This window comes from Desulfocicer vacuolatum DSM 3385 (assembly GCF_900176365.1).
Lineage (GTDB): Bacteria > Desulfobacterota > Desulfobacteria > Desulfobacterales > Desulfobacteraceae > Desulfocicer > Desulfocicer vacuolatum.
In genome coordinates, this window is the sequence record NZ_FWXY01000007.1 from 17,032 (window position 1) to 39,306 (window position 22,275).

Annotated in this window: 19 protein-coding genes and 3 tRNA genes; 6 read left to right on the forward strand and 16 right to left on the reverse strand. The window is 46.6% G+C overall.

Going from position 1 to position 22,275, the window contains the following annotated elements; translation table 11 throughout:
- The 4 genes from B9A32_RS07835 to mnmG all read right to left on the reverse strand — a co-directional run bounded on the left by B9A32_RS07835 (position 1) and on the right by mnmG (position 5,987).
- Positions 1-2,151 (reverse strand): zinc-ribbon domain-containing protein, encoded by a 2,151-nt coding sequence (locus B9A32_RS07835; protein WP_084068246.1) that lies wholly within the window; start codon positions 2,149-2,151, stop codon positions 1-3.
- 181 nt (positions 2,152-2,332) lie between these two features.
- Positions 2,333-2,848 (reverse strand): hypoxanthine phosphoribosyltransferase, encoded by a 516-nt coding sequence (hpt, locus tag B9A32_RS07840; protein ID WP_084068247.1) that lies wholly within the window; start codon positions 2,846-2,848, stop codon positions 2,333-2,335.
- 9 nt (positions 2,849-2,857) lie between these two features.
- Positions 2,858-3,808, reverse strand: coding sequence for a DnaJ C-terminal domain-containing protein (locus tag B9A32_RS07845; protein ID WP_084068248.1), 951 nt, complete (start codon positions 3,806-3,808; stop codon positions 2,858-2,860).
- Between the two features lie 295 nt (positions 3,809-4,103).
- A complete protein-coding gene (mnmG, locus tag B9A32_RS07850) occupies positions 4,104-5,987 on the reverse strand; it encodes a tRNA uridine-5-carboxymethylaminomethyl(34) synthesis enzyme MnmG (protein ID WP_084068249.1) in 1,884 nt (627 codons plus the stop codon).
- A gap of 118 nt (positions 5,988-6,105) precedes the next feature.
- Between mnmG and B9A32_RS07855 the strand changes: the two genes are divergently transcribed.
- A complete protein-coding gene (locus B9A32_RS07855; RefSeq protein WP_232367080.1) occupies positions 6,106-7,056 on the forward strand; it encodes a tRNA modification radical SAM protein MnmL/YtqA in 951 nt (316 codons plus the stop codon).
- Here the strand turns inward: B9A32_RS07855 and B9A32_RS07860 are convergent, their stop codons facing one another.
- The 9 genes from B9A32_RS07860 to B9A32_RS07900 all read right to left on the reverse strand — a co-directional run bounded on the left by B9A32_RS07860 (position 7,057) and on the right by B9A32_RS07900 (position 15,687).
- Complete coding sequence (locus B9A32_RS07860; protein ID WP_170923758.1) at positions 7,057-8,070, reverse strand: FAD:protein FMN transferase; 1,014 nt, start codon at positions 8,068-8,070, stop codon at positions 7,057-7,059.
- Positions 8,071-8,327: 257 nt separating this feature from the next.
- Positions 8,328-10,400 carry an RnfABCDGE type electron transport complex subunit B gene (locus tag B9A32_RS07865; RefSeq protein WP_084068252.1) on the reverse strand — a complete coding sequence of 691 codons (2,073 nt, stop codon included), beginning with the start codon at positions 10,398-10,400 and terminating at the stop codon, positions 8,328-8,330.
- A gap of 90 nt (positions 10,401-10,490) precedes the next feature.
- On the reverse strand, positions 10,491-11,066 hold the full coding sequence (gene rsxA / locus B9A32_RS07870; RefSeq protein WP_084068253.1) for an electron transport complex subunit RsxA: 576 nt from the start codon (positions 11,064-11,066) through the stop codon (positions 10,491-10,493).
- Between the two features lie 15 nt (positions 11,067-11,081).
- A complete protein-coding gene (gene rsxE, locus B9A32_RS07875) occupies positions 11,082-11,675 on the reverse strand; it encodes an electron transport complex subunit RsxE (protein WP_084068254.1) in 594 nt (197 codons plus the stop codon).
- An 11-nt stretch (positions 11,676-11,686) separates the two neighbouring features.
- On the reverse strand, positions 11,687-12,280 hold the full coding sequence (rnfG, locus tag B9A32_RS07880) for an RnfABCDGE type electron transport complex subunit G (protein WP_084068255.1): 594 nt from the start codon (positions 12,278-12,280) through the stop codon (positions 11,687-11,689).
- Positions 12,273-13,241 (reverse strand): RnfABCDGE type electron transport complex subunit D, encoded by a 969-nt coding sequence (locus tag B9A32_RS07885; RefSeq protein WP_084068256.1) that lies wholly within the window; start codon positions 13,239-13,241, stop codon positions 12,273-12,275. The genes rnfG and B9A32_RS07885 overlap by 8 nt, the downstream gene beginning before the upstream one ends.
- A complete protein-coding gene (locus B9A32_RS07890) occupies positions 13,234-14,526 on the reverse strand; it encodes a 4Fe-4S dicluster domain-containing protein (protein ID WP_084068257.1) in 1,293 nt (430 codons plus the stop codon). Before B9A32_RS07890 ends, B9A32_RS07885 begins: the two co-directional genes overlap by 8 nt.
- Positions 14,527-14,621: 95 nt before the next feature.
- Complete coding sequence (locus B9A32_RS07895) at positions 14,622-14,984, reverse strand: cytochrome c3 family protein (RefSeq protein ID WP_084068258.1); 363 nt, start codon at positions 14,982-14,984, stop codon at positions 14,622-14,624.
- Positions 14,985-15,225: 241 nt separating this feature from the next.
- Entirely contained in the window at positions 15,226-15,687 is a 462-nt protein-coding gene (locus tag B9A32_RS07900) for a SoxR reducing system RseC family protein (RefSeq protein WP_084068259.1), read from the reverse strand.
- A 198-nt stretch (positions 15,688-15,885) separates the two neighbouring features.
- Here B9A32_RS07900 and B9A32_RS07905 point away from each other — a divergent pair.
- The 4 genes from B9A32_RS07905 (at position 15,886) to B9A32_RS07920 (ending at position 18,039) form a co-directional block, all read left to right on the forward strand.
- Positions 15,886-15,961 (forward strand) — tRNA-Asn (locus B9A32_RS07905).
- A gap of 159 nt (positions 15,962-16,120) precedes the next feature.
- Positions 16,121-16,196 (forward strand) — tRNA-Asn (locus tag B9A32_RS07910).
- A 119-nt stretch (positions 16,197-16,315) separates the two neighbouring features.
- Entirely contained in the window at positions 16,316-17,338 is a 1,023-nt protein-coding gene (locus B9A32_RS07915; RefSeq protein WP_084068395.1) for a sensor histidine kinase, read from the forward strand.
- Positions 17,305-18,039 (forward strand): response regulator transcription factor, encoded by a 735-nt coding sequence (locus tag B9A32_RS07920; RefSeq protein WP_084068260.1) that lies wholly within the window; start codon positions 17,305-17,307, stop codon positions 18,037-18,039. The genes B9A32_RS07915 and B9A32_RS07920 overlap by 34 nt, the downstream gene beginning before the upstream one ends.
- Before the next feature lie 80 nt (positions 18,040-18,119).
- Here the strand turns inward: B9A32_RS07920 and B9A32_RS07925 are convergent, their stop codons facing one another.
- Both B9A32_RS07925 and B9A32_RS07930 read right to left on the reverse strand, forming a co-directional pair.
- Entirely contained in the window at positions 18,120-19,127 is a 1,008-nt protein-coding gene (locus B9A32_RS07925) for an NAD-dependent epimerase/dehydratase family protein (RefSeq protein WP_084068261.1), read from the reverse strand.
- A gap of 524 nt (positions 19,128-19,651) precedes the next feature.
- A tRNA-Gln gene (locus B9A32_RS07930) sits at positions 19,652-19,725 on the reverse strand.
- A gap of 365 nt (positions 19,726-20,090) precedes the next feature.
- On the opposite strand from B9A32_RS07930, the gene B9A32_RS07935 reads away from it, so the two are divergent.
- A complete protein-coding gene (locus B9A32_RS07935) occupies positions 20,091-20,375 on the forward strand; it encodes an antibiotic biosynthesis monooxygenase family protein (RefSeq protein ID WP_084068262.1) in 285 nt (94 codons plus the stop codon).
- A gap of 257 nt (positions 20,376-20,632) precedes the next feature.
- On the opposite strand, the gene B9A32_RS07940 is transcribed toward B9A32_RS07935, so the two are convergent.
- Positions 20,633-21,877, reverse strand: coding sequence for a hypothetical protein (locus B9A32_RS07940; protein WP_084068263.1), 1,245 nt, complete (start codon positions 21,875-21,877; stop codon positions 20,633-20,635).
- Positions 21,878-22,275: the final 398 nt, after the last annotated feature.

The window sequence follows — 22,275 nt, forward strand, 5'->3', positions numbered from 1 at the left end:
TTATTTTTTGTCAAATTTACCCACTGTCACTGTGAAATTTTCAAGGTTATCCGGGAGTTTTGAAAAGATGATCATAAATGGACTGTATTTGCCCGGAGCCAGTGACGTGGAGGTCTGTGGGTCTGTTTTTTTTAAAATTTTATCCATGGCAGCCAGATTTAATGTGGTGAGTTGTCCATCCGGGATGGTGGTACCACAGATCACGGTTTTGGATTTTATTTTAGCCTTTTCAGTGTTTATCAAAGAGGCTGTCACCTTAATATTGGTGCATGTAACCTGGGAGGTATTATGGATTTTTCCGGTAATAACAAACAACTTGCCTTCCTTTTGATTGATTTCAAATCGTCCGCTGATGCTTTTTTTGTCCGGTACCAGTCGTATTGGCGGCGGTGGTGGCGGTTTTGGGGTGACCAATTCCGTAAGAAAGGGGATTTGAAGATCAGAGACAAATGGAATGGTGATACCGGTCATCAAGGATGCCGCATGGGCCCCCAGCAGAAGTATCAAAAGCACAATAAAAATGATAAATAATTTTACAATGGACGAGGACTTCTTTTCTATGTCAGGGGAGGGCTCCCGGGACAATGATTGATCCGATGTAGTGGGTGAAATGGGAATGTCATCCCCAGGATCCCGGGGGGTATCTTTTTCTTTTACATCTGCCTTGATTACTGGATCTTCCTGTTCCTGGACAAGATCAGCTGCCTCCTTTTTTTCCACTGATGTTGCCGGTGTATCATCATCATCTTCATCCAGGTCCAGCTCCAGATCAAACTCTTCTTTCATGTCATGGGGTGAGATGGTTTGATGGGAAGGGGAGAGCTCATTCTCAACATGGGGTTTCTCCAACTCAGATTCATCCAGATCCAGATCCAGTTCCAGATCAAAATCCTCTTCAAAATCCTTTTCCGTGTCATTGGAGGGAATGGGGGTTGGCGTTTCCATGGAGAGGTCCCTTTCCGTATCAGGAAGGTCCAGATCTGCTTCATCCATGTCCAGATCCAGCTCCAGGTCAAAGTCATCTTCGGTGTCACTGGATGGTATGGGTGTGGGCATTTCCATGGAGAGGTCTTCTTCCGTATCAGAAAGGTCCACATCGGGTCCGTCCAAGTCCAGATCCAGCTCCAGGTCAAAATCTTCTTCAATGTCGTTGGAGGGGATGGGTGTGGGCATTTCCATGGAAAGGTCGTCTTCCGTATCAGAAAGGTCCACATCCGGTTCATCCAAGTCCAGATCCAACTCCAGGTCAAAGTCATCTTCGGTTTCACTGGAAGGAATGGGAGTGGGCATTTCCATGGAGAGGTCCTCTTCTGTGTCAGGAAAGTCCAGATCTGCTTCATCCATGTCCAGATCCAGTTCCAGATCAAAGTCATCTTCTGTGTCACTGGATGGTATGGGTGTGGTCATTTCCATGGAGAGGTCTTCTTCCGTATCAGAAAGATCCACATTTGGTTCATCCATGTCCAGATCCAGCTCCAGGTCAAAGTCATCTTCGGTGTCACTGGATGGTATGGGTGTGGGCATTTCCATGGAGAGGTCTTCTTCCGTATCAGAAAGGTCCACATCGGGTCCGTCCAAGTCCAGATCCAGCTCCAGGTCAAAATCTTCTTCAATGTCGTTGGAGGGGATGGGTGTGGGCATTTCCATGGAAAGGTCGTCTGCCGTATCAGAAAGGTCCACACCTGGTTCATCCATGTCCAGTTCCAGGTCCAGGCAGTCTGGGTCACCCAGAGTGGGGTCCTTGAGATCCAGTCCGGTTTCATCAAAGTCAAAATCTGTTTCGGAAAAATCCAACTCCATATCCAGATCTATGTCCAGATCCGCACCAAAATCAATATCGTCTGTTTCCAGGGGATCTTTTGTATGTAAAGATGGGGAGTATGATTCCGTTGTGGATATGCCTGAATCTCCTTGGGAAGCCAATTCACCTACAGGGGGAGAGGCAACAATTTTATCAGACAGGGGTGTTTTTTCCGGTGCAGGGGGTTGATCCTCCACTGCCGGAGGAATAATTTTTTCTGGAGCAGATTTTTTGGGAAAGGCAATGAACAGGTGGGAGCATTGACTGCATCGAACTCTGGAGCCGTTGGGGTTTAAAAGGGATTCATCAAGTTTGAATTTAGCGGTACAATTTTCACAGATGATAATCATGCGTTACCGTCCTAAAAATAAGATAATTAAAAATTATCTATTTTTTTCTTCCTGCTTCCCCGGGGCAGTTTCACTGAAGAAATCAGTGCGTGCCGCATCCTCCACAGGTATAAAATCAGGTGAGACTCAACGCATAAATAATCATTGGCTGTGGAGAACAGTGCAGTCAAGAAAAAAGTAGTTATAATTTCAAGTCAAATATGGCTGGAAGATTTCTGTATTTTTGATCATAATCAAGGCCATATCCCACAATGAATCCTTTATTTAGATGAAAACAGGCATAATCCACATCCACCGGGGTCTCCCGCCTTTCACTTTTATCAATAAGGGTGCACACCTTCATGGATCCGGGTTCATAAGTTTTAAAAAAATTTAAAAGGGCAGACAGGGTGCGGCCGGTGTCCACAATGTCTTCAACAATGAGAATGTCTTTACCCTTAAGCTCAAGGTCCGGTTCTTTGGTAAACTTAATGATTCCCGTTGTGCTGGTTCCTGAATAGCTGGAAACCCCCACAAGATCCACCTGGTGATCAAGGGTGATGACCCGGGTCAAATCTGCCAGAAAAACGAAAGAGCCTTTAAGGATGCCGATGAGGATCAATTCTTTGTTTTCATAGTCCAGGGATATTTGTCGGCCTATCTCTTTTACCTTTTGTGTGATTTCTTTTTGGGAAATCATGGGAATAAGTGTTGTCATAGTTATTACTTATAGTCCGGTTTTTGCTAATTTTTCAATAAGTTTTTTCTGTTCAGCCGTCAATTTGTCCGGCATTGTAACGTCAATGATAACAAAAAAATTACCGGAGTCACTGGAATTCATCAGGGGAATTCCCTTTTTGGCAAGTCGCATTTTGGCTTTATGGCGGGTCCCCGGCGGTACTGTGATGGCGATATTTTTACCCACAGGTGTTGAAATATCCACCTTGGTGCCCATTAATGATTCGGTTAATTTGATAGTTTTTATAATGGAAACGTCATTTCCATCAATTTGAAATTGAGCATGGGCCAAGGGACGGGATTTTATCAGCAGATTTCCCCGGGGCCCGCCGTAGGGACTGGGTTCTCCCTTGCCGGGAACCCTTATTTTTTTTCCCTGGGTCATGCCTTTGGGAATTTTTACAGTGATGGTTTCATTGTTGCCGGCGTGATTGAGTGTCACTGTTTTTTTTGTGCCGTTGTACAACTCTTCCAGTGTCAGGCCAATTTCATATTCAAGATCTTGTCCCGCAGTGGAGCGCTGGTGCCCGCCGCTGTGACATCCACCGCCGTGGCATCCCCCGCCGCCGAAAAAAGGATTGCCGCCCATGGAGGAAAAGCCCCCTCCGCCAAAGCTTTGTCTGCCACCACCCCTTGGACCGCCGCCAAAACCAAATTCTTTTAAAATGTCTCCAATATCAAAATTTCTGAAAATATCTTCCTGGGAGTAACGTTGCTGGAAGCCTGCTGACCCAAAGGTGTCGTACTGCTCTCTTTTTTCCTTATCGCTCAACACTGCATAGGCTTCGCTGATCTCTTTGAATTTTGTTTCCGCTGCTTTATCGTCCTTGTTTTTATCCGGGTGATACTTCAGTGCCAGTTTATGGTATGCTTTTTTGATATCAGAGGCGGTTGCCTGTTTATTGACCCCCAGAATTTTATAGTAATCTGTTTCAGCCATTTTAAATTCCTTATATAAGTTGATATTTTATAATTTTTCGTAAATGTTCTGTTGGTAACATATCTTTATTTGTTTTGGCCTGCTCAAATAGCAATCGCAGTTCAGATAGAAAACAAGCCAATATAGGGCACTGGCCAGACATTTACATTGATGGATCAAACATCTGCATTCTTTTGAAAACAGTATCACTTTATCTGATTGATGTGACACATGAAAAATACGCAAAAAAGCCAGGGAAACATGTTCTAAAAGTCTCCCCGGTGATGGTTGAAAAATAAACTTAATTTTTAATGTGTCAAGAATGTGATGATCTTCTAAGGGCAGAGATTCCCACCATAATTACAGAAAGGGCAGCCGGGGTCATTCCGTCAATGCGGGATGCCTGGCCCAGGGATTCCGGCATGATTTTAAGCAGTTTTTCCCTCATTTCATTGGAAAGACCGTGGACCTCTTTATAATCAAGATCAGAAGGTATTTTGATCTTTTCCATATCTTTGAATTTTTTGATTTCTCTGACCTGGCGTGCAATGTAACCTTCATACTTGAGTTCCACCTCCACTTGACGCTTTACCCTTGGCGTGACAGGGATTTCCGGGGCTGCGATGTGATCCACTGTGGAATAGTTTAACTGTGCCCTTTTCAGAAGCTGGTCCAGCTTTGCGCCGGTGGTAAGGGGAGTGCTGCCGGCAGATTCAAGCCATTGATTCACGGCTGCGGTGGGTTTGACAATGGTTTGTCTGATGCGGGAAATTTCCCGGTGGGTGGCGCATTGAATTTCCCGGGTGCGTTCCAGGGAGTTTTTATCCACCAGGCCCAGATCAAATCCTTTTTCAGCCAGTCGAAGATCTGCATTGTCTTCCCGGAGTAACAGGCGATATTCTGCCCTGGAGGTGAACATCCGGTAGGGTTCCCGGGTACCCCGGGTGACCAGATCATCCACCATGACCCCCATGTAAGCCTGGGATCGGTCCAGTATAAAAGCAGGGCGTTGCTGGACTTTGCATCCGGCATTGATTCCGGCCCACATTCCCTGGGCTGCGGCTTCTTCGTAGCCTGAGGTACCGTTGATCTGCCCTGCCATGAAAAGTCCTTGAACTTCTTTACTTTCCAGGGTGGGATACAGCTGCTGGGGGTTAACATAGCCATACTCAATGGCATAGGCCGGGCGCATGATCTCGGCGGACTCCAGCCCCTTTACCGAACGAACAATGTCAATCTGGACCTCCAGGGGCAGACTGTTGCCAAGTCCCGATGCATATATCTCATTGGTCTCCAGGCCTTCGTGCTCAAGAATAACCTGGTGGCTTTCCCTGTCCGGGAATTTGACAATTTTATCTTCAAAGGAGGGGCAGTACCGCGCAGACTGACCTTTAATAAACCCACCGTACAGGGCTGAATATTTGAGGTTTTGTCTCACAAGGTCATGGGTGGTCATGTTTGTATTGCCCATGTAACTGCACAGCATGGGACGGGTTACCCGGGGTGTGGCATAGGAAAACGGTGTGGGGTTTTCATCGGATTCCTGGCGATTGAATTCAGAAAAATCAATGGATCTTTTGTGTATTCGAGGGGGGGTGCCGGTTTTCATGCGGCCCAGTGTAAATCCATGGTCACCCAGGGATCGGGCAAGGCCCATGGCGGCAAATTCTCCGGCCCGCCCTGCATCAAAAGAACGGGAACCGATGTGAACACGTCCTTGCAAAAAGGTGCCTGTGGCCAGGATAACAATGGGGGCGGAAAAGCCAAAGCCGGTTTTATCCACCACGCCTTGGACCGCTTTATTTTCAATGACAAGTTCCTCCACCATTGCCTGTTTAAGATCAATACGCTCATCCTTTTCCAGGGTGGATTTCATGATCTGCTGGTAACGGTTTTTGTCATTCTGGGTCCGGGTGGATTGCACTGCGGGCCCTTTTCTTGTGTTTAAGGTGTGGTACTGGATGGCAGATGCATCGGAAATTTTTGCCATGACACCGCCCAGAGCATCAATCTCTTTGACCAGCTGACCCTTGGCCATGCCGCCGATGGAGGGGCTGCACGGCATGGCGGCAACTTTATCCAGATCAATGGTGAGCAATAGCACCTCACATCCCATGCGCGATGCGGCAAAGGCTGCTTCGCACCCGGCATGGCCTGCCCCTATCACAATGATATCGTATTTTTTTTTATAGAATTTCATGGGCAGTTAATATATATCTGCTCTGGTACAAGGTCAAGTAGAGATGGATGTGCTTCATTTTTTTTGTGGTGGAATATTTTCAGATCAGATCAAAACAGGGAAGGGAGAGAGATCTCACGTGGGAAGACGATATAATGATTACAATGCCTACCTAAAGGGGTTGTTTGGGGAACGGGTGCAAAAAATCATCGTGGATACAGGGCTGGGGTGCCCCAACAGGGACGGCACCATTGGCCGGGGGGGATGCATTTATTGCAATAGCAAAGGCTCCGGCTCCGGGCTCTGGCAGCGGGGATTTTCCATCACCGAACAGATAGAGGTGGGCCGCAAGGCTATGATAAGGCGCTATAAAGCAAAAAAATTCCAAGCCTATTTTCAATCTTATACCAACACCTACACATCCTGTGAACACATGAAAACCATGTATGACGAGGCCCTGGCAGCCCAGGGCATGGTGGGGATTGCCGTGGGAACACGGCCGGACTGTGTGGACCCGGACAAGATAGCGGTGCTGGCCTCCTATGTGAAAAATTATCTGGTGTGGGTGGAATACGGCCTTCAGTCAGTGCACGATCAAACCCTGGCACGCATCAACAGGGGGCATGACTTTGCCTGCTTTGCCAGGGCAACACAGATGACAAGAGAGGCAGGTATCAATGTGTGTGCCCATATTATTCTGGGGCTCCCCGGTGAAGATAAGGCCATGATGCTTGAAACCGCCCGGAAAATCGGTGATCTTGGCATTGACGGTGTGAAAATTCATTTGCTTTATGTGGTCAAGGGAACCCCCCTGGAAACCATGTGGAAGGCCGGGCAATACCAATGCCTTGGTCAACAGGAGTATGTGGATATTGTGTGTGATTTTCTGGCCCTGCTACCCGGCAATGTGATTGTTCAGAGAATCACAGGAGATCCCCACCCTGATGAGCTTGCAGATCCCCGGTGGGCACTGGATCGAACTGCAACCTTTAAGATGATACATGAAACTTTGGAAAAAAGAGATCTCTGGCAGGGCAAAGCCCTGGGGAAACCCACCAAAGGATGGTCATTTACAGGTGTCGAAAAATGATCATTTCTTTTGGACGGGAAAACCGGTGGAGTATCGGTCGCTGAAGGTGCCGTCGTTTTCCTGGACAATAATAAGACATTCCGTGTTTGCCATGCGGTTGACCAGGGCAATGGCTTTTTTAGGCCCCATGACCATCAATGCCGTTGCCAGTCCGTCGGCAAGGGTGCATGTGGCTGCCAGTACCGATGCCGACACCACACCGTTTTTCACAGGATATCCCGTTGAAGGATCGATGATGTGGGAGTAGGCCTGTTTGTCCAGCATGATAAAATTTCGATAATCACCGCTGGTGGCCAGAGCCCGGTTTTTAAGGGCAATTGCCTGGTACACCGTTTGTTTGTCAAGTCGCTTGTCCGGGGTGGTAATTCCCACATTCCAAGGCTTTCCCGGTTTTTTTTCCCCGGAACCCACCACTTCTCCTCCAATTTCCACCAGGGTGTTTTTAAAGTGATTTTCCCTTAACAGTTCAGAAATTTGATCCACGCCGTATCCCTTTGCAATGGAGCCCATGTCCAGGGTTATGCCGGATTTTTTTTTGGCAAGGGTTTTTTCAACAAGAATGATTTTATCAAAACCTGTGTTTGCAAGGGCATTCTCAATGGTGGACTTGGTGGGCATTTTGCCCCCGGCTTGGGTGGTACCAAATCCCCATATGTCCACCAATGGTTTTATGGTGCCGTCCCAGGCCCCTCCTGTTAGATCATAAAGTGCCCGGGCCTCTTTCAGTACAAGGAAGAATCCGTCACTGATCTCCATGGGGGTATTTTCAGGGGAACGGTTGAAACGGGAAATTTCACTGGTTTTTTGATACATGGACATGCTGTTATTCACTGCCTGGAGCCGGGCATCTATTTTGTTCTTTAAAAGAACGCGATCAATTTTACCCGGGTGGGCAATCTTCACATGATAAAAGGTTCCCATGGTTTTACCGCTGATTTCATGTATCTGCATATCATGGATGCCGGCAGCTGCATCCACGGCTGTTGCCAGAAAGATCCAAGCAGTGACAATCATGAAAAAATGCGCCGCGTCCGGGCATTGTCCCCCGGAGTTGGAAGATCTGCACCGGTAAAATATATTAAACGTCGGGGAGGTAACGGCAGAAATAAATCTGTGGAGAAAATGCAGGTTCAGGAACATCATGCACCTCTAATTTGAACATTTAAAACCAGAACAGCAAACTGCCTTACGGTCAAAGACCGGAGCAATTTGCTGTTCATGGGTTTATTAATAAATAACAACATCTGAAAAGAAGTAATCTTTTCTGTGGTTTATGCTATTTTTATATCTGGATTATAGCAGGTTCTACAGCATTTCAGGCAGCGGCCAGCCTCTCTAAGGGCCTCTTCCTCCGGCAGAACCAGATCCACTTCAACCATGGAATCAATGCGGGCCTCCACGGGAAGCTCCGGCATCTCAGCACGCTTGATGGGTTTCACACCGGGTACCTTGGTGAAAATAGATTCCTCAATGCGGGCATCCTGCAATGAGTCCGGAACCGGTGTAACTTCTTCACCCCTGAGGTAAAGATCAATGGATCTTGCGGCCCGACGACCGCCGCCAATGGCAGTGACCACCAGAGAAGGTCCAGTGGCCGAATCCCCGGCTGTAAAGATATACGGAACCGTTGACTGAAGGGTTTCAGGGTTGTTATCAATGGTGGACCAGCGGGTGAGCTCAAGCTCATCCATTCGTTTGGGGCCCCCCTCCTTAAATGCCGGATCAGGTGACTGGCCAATGGCGGTGACAATGGTGTCAAGCTCCAGGCGGGTCTCAGATCCTTCAATGGGTACCGGACGACGTCGACCACTGGCATCGGGCTCACCCAATTCCATTTTAAGGTATTCAAGATGGGTTACTTTGCCCTCATCATCCCCCACCACCTTAACAGGTGCGGCAAGGAAAACAAATTCAATGCCTTCGTGTTCAGAGGCCACAATTTCAACCTCATTGGCCGGCATCTCCTTGCGGGTACGACGATAGACCATATACACTTTTTCAACGCCCAGTCTCAACATGGTTCTGGCACAGTCAACAGCCGTGTTACCGCCGCCGATGACAGCCGCTTTAGAACCAAGCTCAAAGGTTTCTCCCCCGGAAGATCTGGAAAGAAAGTCAATGCCTGTGTAACATCCCTTAAGGTCTTCACCCGGGATACCAAGGGCATAATCCTTCCATGCTCCAATGCCCATGAAGATGGCATCATAGCCGGATGTTACAAGGGAATCAATGCTGAAATCAAGTCCCAGACGGGTGTTGGTGTAGGCTTTAATGCCAAGGTTCAAAATACCTTCAATTTCCCAGGCAAGCACTTTTTTGGGTAATCTGTATTCGGGAATACCATATCGAATGATACCGCCAAGTTCGGGCATGGCTTCAAAAATAGTAACTGCATGGCCCACCCGGCGCAGAAAATAAGCTGCACTTAAGCCTGCAGGCCCACCACCGATGACGGCCACTTTTTTACCGGTGTCCGGGGCACATTTAATGGGTACACGGGAACCTGAGTTCATCTCATAGTCCGCAGCAAAGCGTTTGAGCTGATTGATGGAGACAGGTTCATCGGCAAGCCCTCTTCTACACTCATCTTCACAGGGATGGGGGCATACCCGTCCACAGGAAAGAAGAAGGGGGTTTCTCATGCGAATGGTCTGAACAGCAGCCAGATAGTCCCCGTTTTTAATCTGGGAAATATACTGGGGAATATTGATCTCTGCAGGGCAGGTCTGGGCACAGGGTGCCAGGGGATCATTTTGCTGATTGAACTTCAACAGTTTTTCTGACATGGACTTAACTTCAATAATGTCCTTAGGGCATGCTTTCTGGCAGGCGCCACAGCCGACACACTTGCTTTCGTCCACCACGGGAAAACCGTCTTTTCCCATGAATACGGCATTAAAATTACATGCTTTAATACAGTCGCCAAGGCCAAGACATCCCACCTGGCATTGTCTTTGTCCGCCATAAACAAGGGCCATGGCCTTGCAGGAATTGACCCCCATATAATGGTATTGGTTGGGGGCACGGTTGCCACCGTCACACATGGAGTAGGAAAGCTGGGCTTCAGCCGTGCCCGGGTCCATGCCCATGATGGCAGCCACCTGGGCGATGCCTTCGGTGCTGGAAATTACACATACATTGGGGGGAGCCTGTCCGGTGACAACCGCTTCGGCCGCCGCACTGCATCCGGCATATCCGCATCCGCCGCAGTTGGCCCCGGCCAGGTTGTTTTCAACCATGGCAATTCTGGGATCTTCGTACACGTAGAATATTTTGGATGCAAAGCTGAGAACCAGACCGCACACAGCACCGATGCCCAGCATAAATAAGAGAGCTTCAGTCATAATAACCTCATAACCTCATTATTTTATTTTCAATGAGTGGTTCAAATAAAAAACACCCGCCGGGGATGAACATCCGTCGGCGGGAGATATTTAAACCATTCCTTTGAATGCAAAAAAAGAAAGGGCAATAATTCCGGCGGTGACAAGACCGATGGAGGTATCCTGCAGAGGTTGGGGAACCCTTGCAACGTTAACTCTTTCTCTGATTCCTGCAAACAGTATCAGGGCCAGGCCAAATCCAATGGCATAGGCCAGGGAAGCCACAATGGCCTGTACAAATGTGTATTCTTCATTGATGTTAATGAGGCAGACACCCATTACCGCACAGTTGGTGGTAATGAGGGGAAGAAAGATGCCCAGACCCGCGTACAGGGCCGGCATACTTTTTTTCAGGAACATTTCAACAAACTGCACCAGGGAAGCAATAACAAGGATAAAGGATACGGTTCTCAAAAACTCAATATTCAGGGGCTTTAGCAGGTAATTGTCTGTTATCCAGGTAATCATGCCTGCCATAACCAGAACAAATACAACTGCCATGGCCATGCCCGTTGCTGTTTCCATTTTTTTGGAAGTGCCCAGAAAGGGACAGTTGCCCAGAAACTGCGCAAGGAGAATGTTGTTTACAAAAATACAGCTTATGGCAAGAACGATGTAATCGCCCATGGGTATTCTCCTTTCTTATTTTTTACCGATAAGGTTCATTAAACACAACATCAATCCCAGGCAGACAAATGCACCGGGGGCTTCCACCATAAAGGTAAACGGTTGAAAGCCGGGGCCAAACACTGCATTTCCAAGGATTGTTCCACTACCCAGACACTCCCGTACTGCACCCAGTGCACCCAGGGAGAGGGTAAAGCCGATTCCCATGCCAAGGCCGTCGGCAATGGCCAGGTGGGGGGCATTTTTAAAGGCAAACGCCTCGGCCCGGCCAAGCACAATACAGTTCACAACGATCAAGGGAATGAATATACCGAGCTTTAGAAAGAGTGGATAAGTATAGGCCTGCATCATGAGCTCCACAACAGTAACGAATGTGGCGATAATAACGATGAAACAAGCGATTCTGACCTTGGTGGGTATGATGTTTCTCAGAAGTGAAACCAGAAAATTGGAGCACACCAGTACAAATGTGGTGGCAATACCCATTCCAATTCCATTTTCAACGGATTTTGTTACCGCAAGGACGGGACAGAGACCCAGAACAAGTCGAAACGGGGGAATTTCTGCCCACAGGCCCTTGGTAAACTCTTTTACCATGGATTGTGCCATAACTATATCTCCTAATTGGCCATCTGTTGGGTCTGTTTTTGGATTTCAGGTTTCAGACGAAGGTAAAGCTCCTGCACCTGTTTTGCGGCCATACATACAGCCTTGGAGGTAATGGTGGCGCCGGACATGGCATCAATCTCACCGCCGTCGTTTTTAACTGCAAAAACCTTATCCAGCCCCAGGCCTGAAAACTGAGATACAAAGTCTGGATTATCCTTGGCCCGGGAACCAAGGCCGGGGGTTTCTGAATGGGTGGTGACCCATACACCGATGACAGCATCGGTTTCAATGTCGATACCCACCATGAGTCCCACATCTCCGCCGTATCCCTTACCTTTTCCTTCAAGGACAACCGCCTGGGGTTTGTTATCAACTTTTCCCACAAAAAAGGTGATCTCTTGATCATTGTCCGTTAGTTTAAAACGATCCTGAAGAGGATCATTGGAAACATTGCTGAGGATCTTTTTAATGGCAGGTGCTTTCTGAAATTTGAGAACCTGGTTTTCAATTTTATCCTGGGTTCCTGTCCTCACAGCCGCCAGCATACCTCCGGAAAAGGCACTGAGTACTGTCAGAACAACAACCATGCTTATCATTTCACGCATTGTTCACTCCCTTTCCCAAAGCTTTCGGTCTTATCATATCAATGACCGGATTAATAAGATTGATGATCAGAATGGCATACAAAGTACCGTCTGCATAGGCCCCGATATTTCTGATGAGGATTGTCATAACCCCCCCCATGATGCCGTAAATCAGCATGGGAATGAGATTAACCGGTGAAGATGAAGATTCCGGTGCCAGGAAGAATACTGCCAGCAGGGTATATCCTGTGAACAGGTGAAACATGGGACCGGCATAGGCTTCAGGATTGGACATCTGGAAAAGCGCTGCGGTGATAATGATACCGGCAATGTATGCAACGGATATTTCCCAGCGGATGTACCCCCGGAGGATAAGGTAAAGACCCCCGATGATCAGACCCAGTCCAAAAACAGATCCAATGGCCCCCACCTGGTTGCCCATGAGAAGGCTTTGGGTGGAAAAAAGTTCAGTGGCTGCAACACCCTGGTGATCCAGTGCACCCAAGGGTGCAAGGGCCGTGAAATCAAATTCATAGCTCAGCAGGGCCGCATCAAAGTCAAAATAGGTGCCCCAGGATACGGAAAGAACCGCAATGCCGATAACCGCCGGGTTAAAGGGATTGGCACCGATACCGCCAAAAACCTGTTGTCCCAGAACCACTGACACCAATGTGCCGACGATGACCACCCACCAGGGTACTGTGGCTGGCAGCATCATGCCGGTGAGCATGCCGATGACAGCGGCATTGTAATCCCCTATTTGAATGGATCTTTTTGAAATAAATTGAAAAAGTGCTTCCCAGGCCATGGCACTGGAAATGGCAAGACAGATGACACCCAGGGCTGCCATTCCAAATTGGAAAACCCCAAACACGATGGCCGGTAATGCCGCCACCATGATATTTTTGTTGGTCTCCCCGATGCTGTCGCCATCATGCCAGAACGGTGCGTGGGATACGGTGAATTTATTCTGCTTATGCATTTTCAGCCTCCGTTTCCATTTCAGCTTCCAGCATCAGCTGCTCATGTTTTCCCAGCCTGATGTATTGAAAAATCGGTATTCTTGCCGTGCATACATAACTGCACAATCCACAGTCGATGCAGGCATCAAGATCAAAGCTGTCCACGGCTTCCTGGTAGAGATTGGCCTCCAGGTAGCGCACCAGCAGGTTCACAGGAACGCCGGCCGGGCAGATACGAACACATTTACCGCAGTTGATGCAGGGATAGTCAGACACACCGGGAATATCTTCACAGTCCTGGAGGATGATGGTATCCATGTCAGGCTGTACCGGATGATACAGGGTGTAGGCACTGAAGCCCTCTAACGGGCCCCCAATGATGATCCTGTCCATTTCCCGGGTCTCAAGGCCCAGCTGGGTAAGAATGCGATGGATGGGAGTACCGATGACAGCACTGACCCTTTTAATTCCGCCGTCTTTTCCAATAACGGTAATGATTTTGTCAAACACAGGTGCTTTTTCTTTGTAAGCACGTGTCAGGGAAAGTACCGCCTCAATGGACATGAAACAGACGCCTAAGTCTTCACAACTTGTGCCGGCCGCCGGGGCAATGCCCATGTGGTTTTTCATGATCATCTGGGGCAGGGTACCGATGTAGTCCTGGGTGAGCTTGATGGTATTCATTCCCTGGAATGCAGAAAGCTGGGACATTTTTTCAGGAATGGCCATGAAAACATCAGTGATGCCGGTCATGTTTTTAATGCGTTCGATGCCATCCTTGATATCATCCATGCATTTTGATGCCAGATATTGCCGGGTGGTGGACATTAAATCGCTGTCCATGCCGGAAATAACAATCTTATTGATTTTGGAATCAGGAGCAGCCAGCAGTTCCAGTGGGGGAGCGCCGGGAAGGGTTCTTAACGCTCCGTCTGCTGCGGCAAGATCCGGCACATCTGCAAAATCGGAGATACCGTCCGCCGGTTCATCTTTGCCGTCTTTTTCAAGAACAAGATAGGTGGCGTTTTCTCCAAAGTCACCGGTGAAAGGAGCAATTGAAGTAATGGTGCCGGAGGTGGGGGCCGTGACATAGCAGGTACTCTCTTTATACAAAAAGAGTTTTTCTCCCTTTTTCGCAATGTCGCCCTTTCTGATACATGTTTCCTTGGTGCTGTCCAGTGCTTCGTCCAGCAGAAGTATCAGGCGGGGGGGCATGGGAATCATCTCCGGTTCCCTTGGACTTGGTTCAACCAAGTCACACTTGAGACGTGGTGCAGTCAATCCGATAAATGATCTCTTAATCATAACAAACCTTTATCTGGTGTAAATGGGTCCATGTTGTTTAACCCTGTTGGGGTAAATCCTTAATTTAAATAAATGTAAGGGGTTCCATCATCGGGTTAAAGGGCATGGCATGAATTACATTCCACGGGGCCGGCTCCCAGGTCTTGATGACAGCCTGTACATTGGGCGTGAAATGCGTCCGTTCTTCCCGGCATACTTTCGTCGCCGGTGGCTTCGTGACATTCACTGCAATTGTAGATCTCATCATCTTCGATGTTATGATGACAGTCCAGACATGATACATCATAGTCCTGATGGCCAGCATGGGTGAACAACACTTTGCCTGCGGCATTTTGAAACATCAGCCTCACCGGTTCATCCGGGGAAGGCGGGGGAAATGCAGCGTAGCAGGTGATGCCTGTAATGAAAAGAACAATTGCCAGAATTGAAGCGAATTTTAACTCTTTTTTCGAGGTCATGGTTCTTGCCTCATCCTTAATCGGTAAAGCGGTTAACAGTGCAAATGACAATACGCTAAACTTTAAGCTTACTATCCCAGAAAGGGACAATATTCAAGGGAAAAATATTTTTGGTTTTAATTTTTTATGAAGAAAGGGTTGACTTTTGCAGAAAATGAAATAGCGACCGGAGGGGGGAAGGCCTGGAAAAACTTTGTCCTGGAAGATGGGTGGCATAAAGCCACACCACCTTTTGGGGGTATCAGATCTTGCTGCACGCTTCCGGTTCTGTTTTTCTGGCAAATCGAACCAAAAACGGCTTGAACTCTTTTTTGTTTGCAAATCGGTGGTTGAACAGGCGTACCACCACAAAGGAGAGGGCAAAACCTGCCAGACCTGCCAATATGGATGCCGCTGATTCATCCATGTTCATGGCAGGTGCCCAGTTTTGTCCAATGACAGCACCTGCTATAAGAAAAATTACAGGAAAAATATAAAGGACAAATGAAAGTTGCAGCATGGGTGCTGTGCCAAATCCGATGACCACCCGATCCCCGGCTTTGGCGTTGAGGGAATTTTCCACCTGTACCACCATTTCCCTTGCTTTTCCGCCCTCTGCGCAGGAATCTTGGGAGTCACAGGACTCGCAAGACTTTGATCTGACGGTTTTGACCCATGCCATGGCCTGGTTTGTTCCTGTGATGATGCCTTCTTCTGTGATCATATAATAAGTCCTTGTTTTGATAGGGTTTATGTTTTGTTTTCAGGATCTGAATCCGCCCTGAAAGATGTCTGAAATATAGACTTTCAAGAAAAAAAGTCAATTGGTTAATTTTTTTTCTTGACACCATGGGGTCATCGGGGTATAAGCATCGAGTCTTTGACGGAGTGGCCCTGCGGGGTTGGCCTTAAAGATCTCTGTTCCCCAGTAGCTCAGTCGGCAGAGCGTGTGGCTGTTAACCACATTGTCCGCGGTTCAAATCCGTGCTGGGGAGCCACAAGAAAGTATGCATCAAATATGATGCACAAAATATAAAAGGCCCTGGAATTAAATTGATCCGGGGCCTTTTTTTTTCTTGACACCATGGGGTCTTTGGGGTATAAGCATCAAGTCTTTGACGGAACGGCCCTGCGGGGCTGGTCTGAAAGTCCTTTGTTCCCCAGTAGCTCAGTCGGCAGAGCGTGTGGCTGTTAACCACATTGTCCGCGGTTCAAATCCGTGCTGGGGAGCCACAAGAAAGCATGCATCAATATGGATGCACAAAATATAAAAGGCCCTGGATCAAAATAATCCAGGGCCTTTTTTTGTTTAAATACTTGATTCCTTATTTATTCTGTCGCATCATGGTGCCATGACATTTCAAATCTACAATCCAACCCGATGGTACCTGCACCCTGTATTTATTTTTGCGTGCTCCATTATATCCCTTGCCACGGCCCTGATTTTAACCATTTACTGGTATATGGATATCACGGCAGCCCTGGAAGTGATTATTAAAAAATTTCACATTGATCCAGGTCAGATTTTTCCCTCCAGAACCGGAATGACCATACTGGTTCTAACTCTTTTGATCACGGTGGTGCTGGCCGGAATTTTTCTGGCATTTATTTACTATCAACGTACAGTGAGGCTTTTCAGGCTCCAGCATAATTTTATCTATAATTTTACCCATGAACTGAAAACCCCTGTGACGTCCCTGAAAATTTATCTGGAATCTTTTTTAAGGCATTCGCTGTCCGTGGAAGAGATCAGAAAATACAGCCGGTTCATGCTGGATGATGTGACGCGGTTGACAGAGAATATAAACAGTATTTTAAATCTTGCCCGCATTGAAAGTCGAACCTTTGGGGCTGAATCCACCCGGGAAAATCTGGTTGATCTTGTGCAGGGTTTCTGTGACAGGAATCGATCTTTATTTCATAACAGCAAAATAACGGTGGAAAGTCCTTCCCCAGTTTTTATTTATTCCGTTAATATACTCTTGTTTGAAATGTTGCTCATGAATCTTGTTTCAAATGCCGTGAAATATAACAGCAGTGATATCCCCGCCGTCCGTATTGTGTTCAGGCCCAGAAAACAGCGTCTCATGATTGATTTTGTGGACAATGGTATTGGTATAGAGCAAGCGGAAATTAAAAAAATCTTTCGGAAATTTTACCAGGCATCGGACAGTGAGTCCAAGGGAGTCAAGGGGAGTGGGCTTGGGCTGTATCTTGTGTTCAGCATTGCACGCATCCATGGATGGAAGGTGGCTGCCCGTTCCCGGGGAAAGGGCTTTGGTGCTGTTTTTACACTCTATTTGCCGGGGCAGGGTGCAGATAACCTCAAAGGAAGAAATTTATGGAAAATGATCAAAAAAAGCGTATCCTGGTAATTGAAGATGAAACCCATATTGCCGAGGGCATTCGCCTGAATCTCTCCATGAAGGGGTATGATGTCACCCTTGCATCCGACGGCATTGAAGGTATTGATGCCTGGCGTTCCCGGAATCCCCATCTTATTGTGCTGGATATCATGCTGCCCATGATGGACGGACTGTCTGTGCTTCGTACCATCAGAAGGGAAGATCCTCGCCTGCCCGTGTTGATTCTTTCTGCCAAGAGCAGTGCGGAGGACAAAGTAAAGGGCCTTCGCTGCGGAGTGGATGACTATCTTGCAAAGCCCTTTGATCTGGATGAATTTTTATTAAGAATAGAGCGTCTTCTTGAAAGACAGTCCTGGGCATTGTCGGAAAAGGAAGTGCCTGATTCGGAACAGACAGATGTTTTTAGTGGGGATACCTATTGCTTTGGTGATAATGTGGTGGATTTTGTCACGGCAAAGGCCCGTTGCGTTGATGGTGAGATTGTGCTGACCGAACAGGAGATCATGTTGCTGCGGGTGCTTATTGCCAACAGGGGCAGACCCGTCCCCCGGGAAAAATTGTTAAAGGCAGGCTGGGGGTACTCCAGCACCACCACCACCCGCACCGTGGATAATTTTATGGTTCGTTTGCGAAAATATTTTGAAAAAAATCCCAAAAAACCGGTGTTTTTTAAAAGCAGGCGCTCTGTGGGGTATATTTTTGAGGGGTAGTGCAGGTGAAAAGAACAAAGCCGAAAAACCGGGGAAAAATAGTGATGTGGTAAAAGTGGTTCGAAAAATTGTCTTACGGTTCAAGGGTATGGGGTGATTTTTCCGTTACCTGAAATGACGTGTCGCCACCCTTTATTTAAATCATATTTCGGGGTAAAATTTAACTCCCTTTGGCATTTTTCTCCAGAAACCGCAAGGCTTTCCATCTGTTTCTCTGCAGCATTCAAAAATAGATTTAATGTTCTGGATCGGATATGTTGCTGTTTTAACTCTATGAGTTTGTGCATGAAAGATGCCGGAATCTTGATAAAGGAGGATGGCCTGTCCAGTGCCCGGCACATTGCGTGGACAATATCCTGGAATGTGTGAACGGCTCCATCTGTGATGTTGTATATCTTGCCGGTGGCATCTGGATGTTCAAGGGCCATCAGGGAAGCCGTTGCCAGGTCCTTGTCAAAAATCAGGGTTCTGCGGTTCTCGCCGCTTCCTAAGAGCACAAATCCCCCTTTTTTCAAATAACGGATCAAAAGATTGTAGTTTCCCTTCATCCTTTCTCCATAAACCGCAGCCACCCGCAGAATAACAACGGAAAATCGGGGGGTGTGCTGCCCGGCATCAAGGACAATTTTTTCTGCCGCCAGCTTTGATCGGGAATATATTCCATTGGGCGATGTCGGGGAGGATTCGTCAAAACAGTGATTCCGGTTTGACGTGCCATAGACATTGATGGTGCTGAAAAAAATAAATCGTTTCACCCCGGCCGCACGGGCCGCATTGACAAGCAGTCGCGTGGCTGTTGTATTTGTCTGCCAATAGGTCTCTTCCCGGGTAAGATGCTTTGTGTCATGGAGCTTTGCTGCAAGATGAAAGACGGCGTCTATATTTTTCATGGCCAGGGTTATGGCTGTGGGATCAAGGATATTTCCCTGGAAACGGTCTACTTGCTTTGGCATTTCATTATGCTTCAGGCAATGTCTGGAAAAGATTTTGACATGGTATCCTCTTTTAATTAGTTTTTCCACAATGGCAGGACCGGCAACCCCTGTGGCACCAGTTATGAGGATTCGTGAGAATTTATTTTTATGCATATGTTTTTGACATGGAGCTTTTTGGGAGTGCTCTTAATTAAAAAATTCATTTACTTAATGGGGGCTTTGTTGAGTGCAGCTCTTGCCTAAAAATTATTCTCCAAGTGAGAATCTTGATAAAAGCTCCCATCCAAAGGCCTGAATTTGTAAAAGTTTCAATTTTCGTTGTGGTTGGTGTTCTCAGCCATATGGGTTATTGAAAACAATTGCAGTCTGGGATTTGAATTGTCCAATTGGTAACTCGGCTTTCGGGCTTCATTTCAAAGCTGGCATTTTTAAATGTACCGATGGGCTCAGTGTGCCGACGGGGTCAGGCTTTTGTTATTGATGTTATCGACCAAGGCCTTTGCCAACGAAAAAAGCCTCGATAATGTCAATAACGAAAGCCTGGCCCCACCACGAAATGCGAACACCGAAAGTTGAGTTAATAAAGTATTACGCTTAACAGTAAGAGATAATTGTTGCGTTATTTTTCAAAATAAAAAGGCTTTCAGTGGATAATACTGAAAGCCTTATGTGCTCGTTGGCTGGGTGATAAGGATTCGAACCTTAATTGACGGAGTCAGAGTCCGTAGTCCTGCCATTGGACGATCACCCAACGAATTATGGAGCTCTTTATACATCATGCCTTTGGGCGAGTCAACACTATAATTAATAAAATTTGTTTTTTTTTACTCTGCTCTGTGATATTACTTATATTAAATGATATTTAGTCTTTAAAGACAGTCTGAATAGATACAGGTTCATTCCCTTCGTTTCTTTAATATTCTTTTTTTATATGAAATACTCCGCAATCCCGGGGAGTATTTCTAACTTTGTTGTGGGCGGAACCGAATCAGAATACGGTCCGCCCGTGGCGGTTATATGAAAAACTCGTTTAAACCATAAGTTTTTCCAGCTTTGTTGTGGACAATTCTGGAGCAAAGGATTTCTACCCGCGGCGGTTATCAAAAGGAGGCGATTATGACCATTAAAGTTCTTATCAAAAGAAATATTCCCAAGACGGCTTCCAATGAATTAAATCTTATTTTCATGGAAATGCGTTCAGCTGCCATGAAACAACCCGGATACATTGGAGGGGAGACTCTAAGGCGGGTTGATGTTCCTGAAAAATCACTGATCATCAGCAGGTGGCAGACCCTTGATGACTGGACAAGATGGCTTGTCAGTGATGAGCGTAAGCAATGCCAGGATAGAATAGATGCCTTGGTGGATATTGAAACAAAATATGAAGTGTACGAGAATTAGAAAAAATGGCAGCAGGCCGGATGACCGGACTCTGCTGCCAAAGATAAGAAAATTGTTTTAATCAAGATCCAGCTGTTTGATTCTTAAAGTATATCTGGACTCAGTGAGTCAGAATTTATTAAATTGCCGTTATAAACTTTGGGTGATTTTTTTATAAAAGCCTGGCAAACACCCCCGAATTTTTTTTAGTTCAGGGGGTGTTGATATATTGCCGTGATAAGCGGTGAATTTAAAATCACTGAGCTCATTAATGAGTTTTAATTGTGTGAAGATTCACCATGGGGCGTTTTTTCATGAACTTTTGGGGCTTCTGTTTCTTTATCATGGGATGATGGTGCTGGCGCTTCAATTTCTGGGGATGCCTCACTTGCTTCCTGTGTGGCAGAATGAGTTGCTTCATTTTCCGTGTGACTTACCGCTTCTGTGTCATGCCCTGTATCTAATTCCGGTTTAAGGGATACTTGAAAAAAAAGCGTTCGATATTCACTGAGTGTCTCTGCGTCTTTGGTGTCTGTGGCGTATTTGGAAGCATTGTCAATATAGGTTCGAGCGCGTTTAAAATCAATATCTCCATCTGCATTTAAAAGAGCGTCTGCTGCATTGATATAATGAAAAAAGGCCACAGGAAGAACTTCTTTGGCCGTATAGCAGTTCTTTTCTTCTCCTGGATAAACAACCCCCTCAAGAAAGGCAATTTTGTGTTTGCTCACAGGGGCAAAATCTCCCTTCCAGATTTCCATACCCTGAAATGTATTTTTGATGAAATATCTGTTGGAGTTGTTAAAGCTTGAGATGATAATCATGGCGATGATAAGAATAAAACAGGCCGCAGCTATCATCATCGGTTTTCCAAAGGAATTTTCAGGGGGCGTTGCCGGTGGCGGTGGAGGCGGTGTGTTTGAGCTTTCTGATTCCATGGCTTCTTTTGCAGCAATTTCTTTAATTTTTTGATGAATTTCGGCTGCTCTTTTTTTTGCAGCCGCTTCTTCCGCCAGGCGTTTTTCTTCAGCAATTCTGGCTTCTTCCGCCAGTCTTTCTTCTTCTGCTTTTTTTGCAGCCGCTTCCTCCGCCAGGCGTTTTTCTTCAGCAATTCTGGCTTCTTCCGCCAGTCTTTCTTCTTCTGCTTTTTTTGCAGCCGCTTCCTCCGCCAGGCGTTTTTCTTCAGCAATTCTGGCTTCTTCCGCCAGTCTTTCTTCTTCTGCTTTTTTTGCAGCCGCTTCCTCCGCCAGGCGTTTTTCTTCGGCTATTTTGGTATCCTCAGCCAATTTTTTCTTTTGGGAGTTTTTAGCCGCTGCCTCGGTTGCCACAGTTTCTTTTGCAGTTGTTTTTTTGCTTTTCGCAGGCGCTTTTTTCACAGCTTTTTTGGTTGTGGTCTTTTTGGCCGTTGCGGTTTTTTTGGCAGTGGTGCTTTTTTTAGCCGTAGTTTTTTTAGCCGCAGTTTTCTTAGCTGTGGCTTTTTCATCTTTTTTTTTCGCTACTTTTTTCTTTTTTGTTGCAGCCATGTCTCCCCTTTAATCGTATTAACCATAGTTCAAAATTATAATGACTTTAACGGATAACCCCTTTAAAATAAATACCAAAACATATACAATAATTTTGATTTTGTAAATAGTTTGTTGGGACAAAAGCAGGACGTGTATTTCTTTGTGTTAATTTAATTAATTAGCACTGGATGTACTTAAAATCGGTTTGGATATAACCGCCGTGGGCGGGTCCCATTAGAACCTTGCTCCACCCAAAACAAAGCTTGAAATACATCCTAAGGTTTGCGGAGTATTTCATATAACCGCCACGGGCGGACCGTATTCTGATCCGGTTCTACCCACAACAAAGCTTGAAATACGCCCCTCATTTGCGGAGTATTTCATATAAAAAACAACATTCCCAGTGCCATTAATCG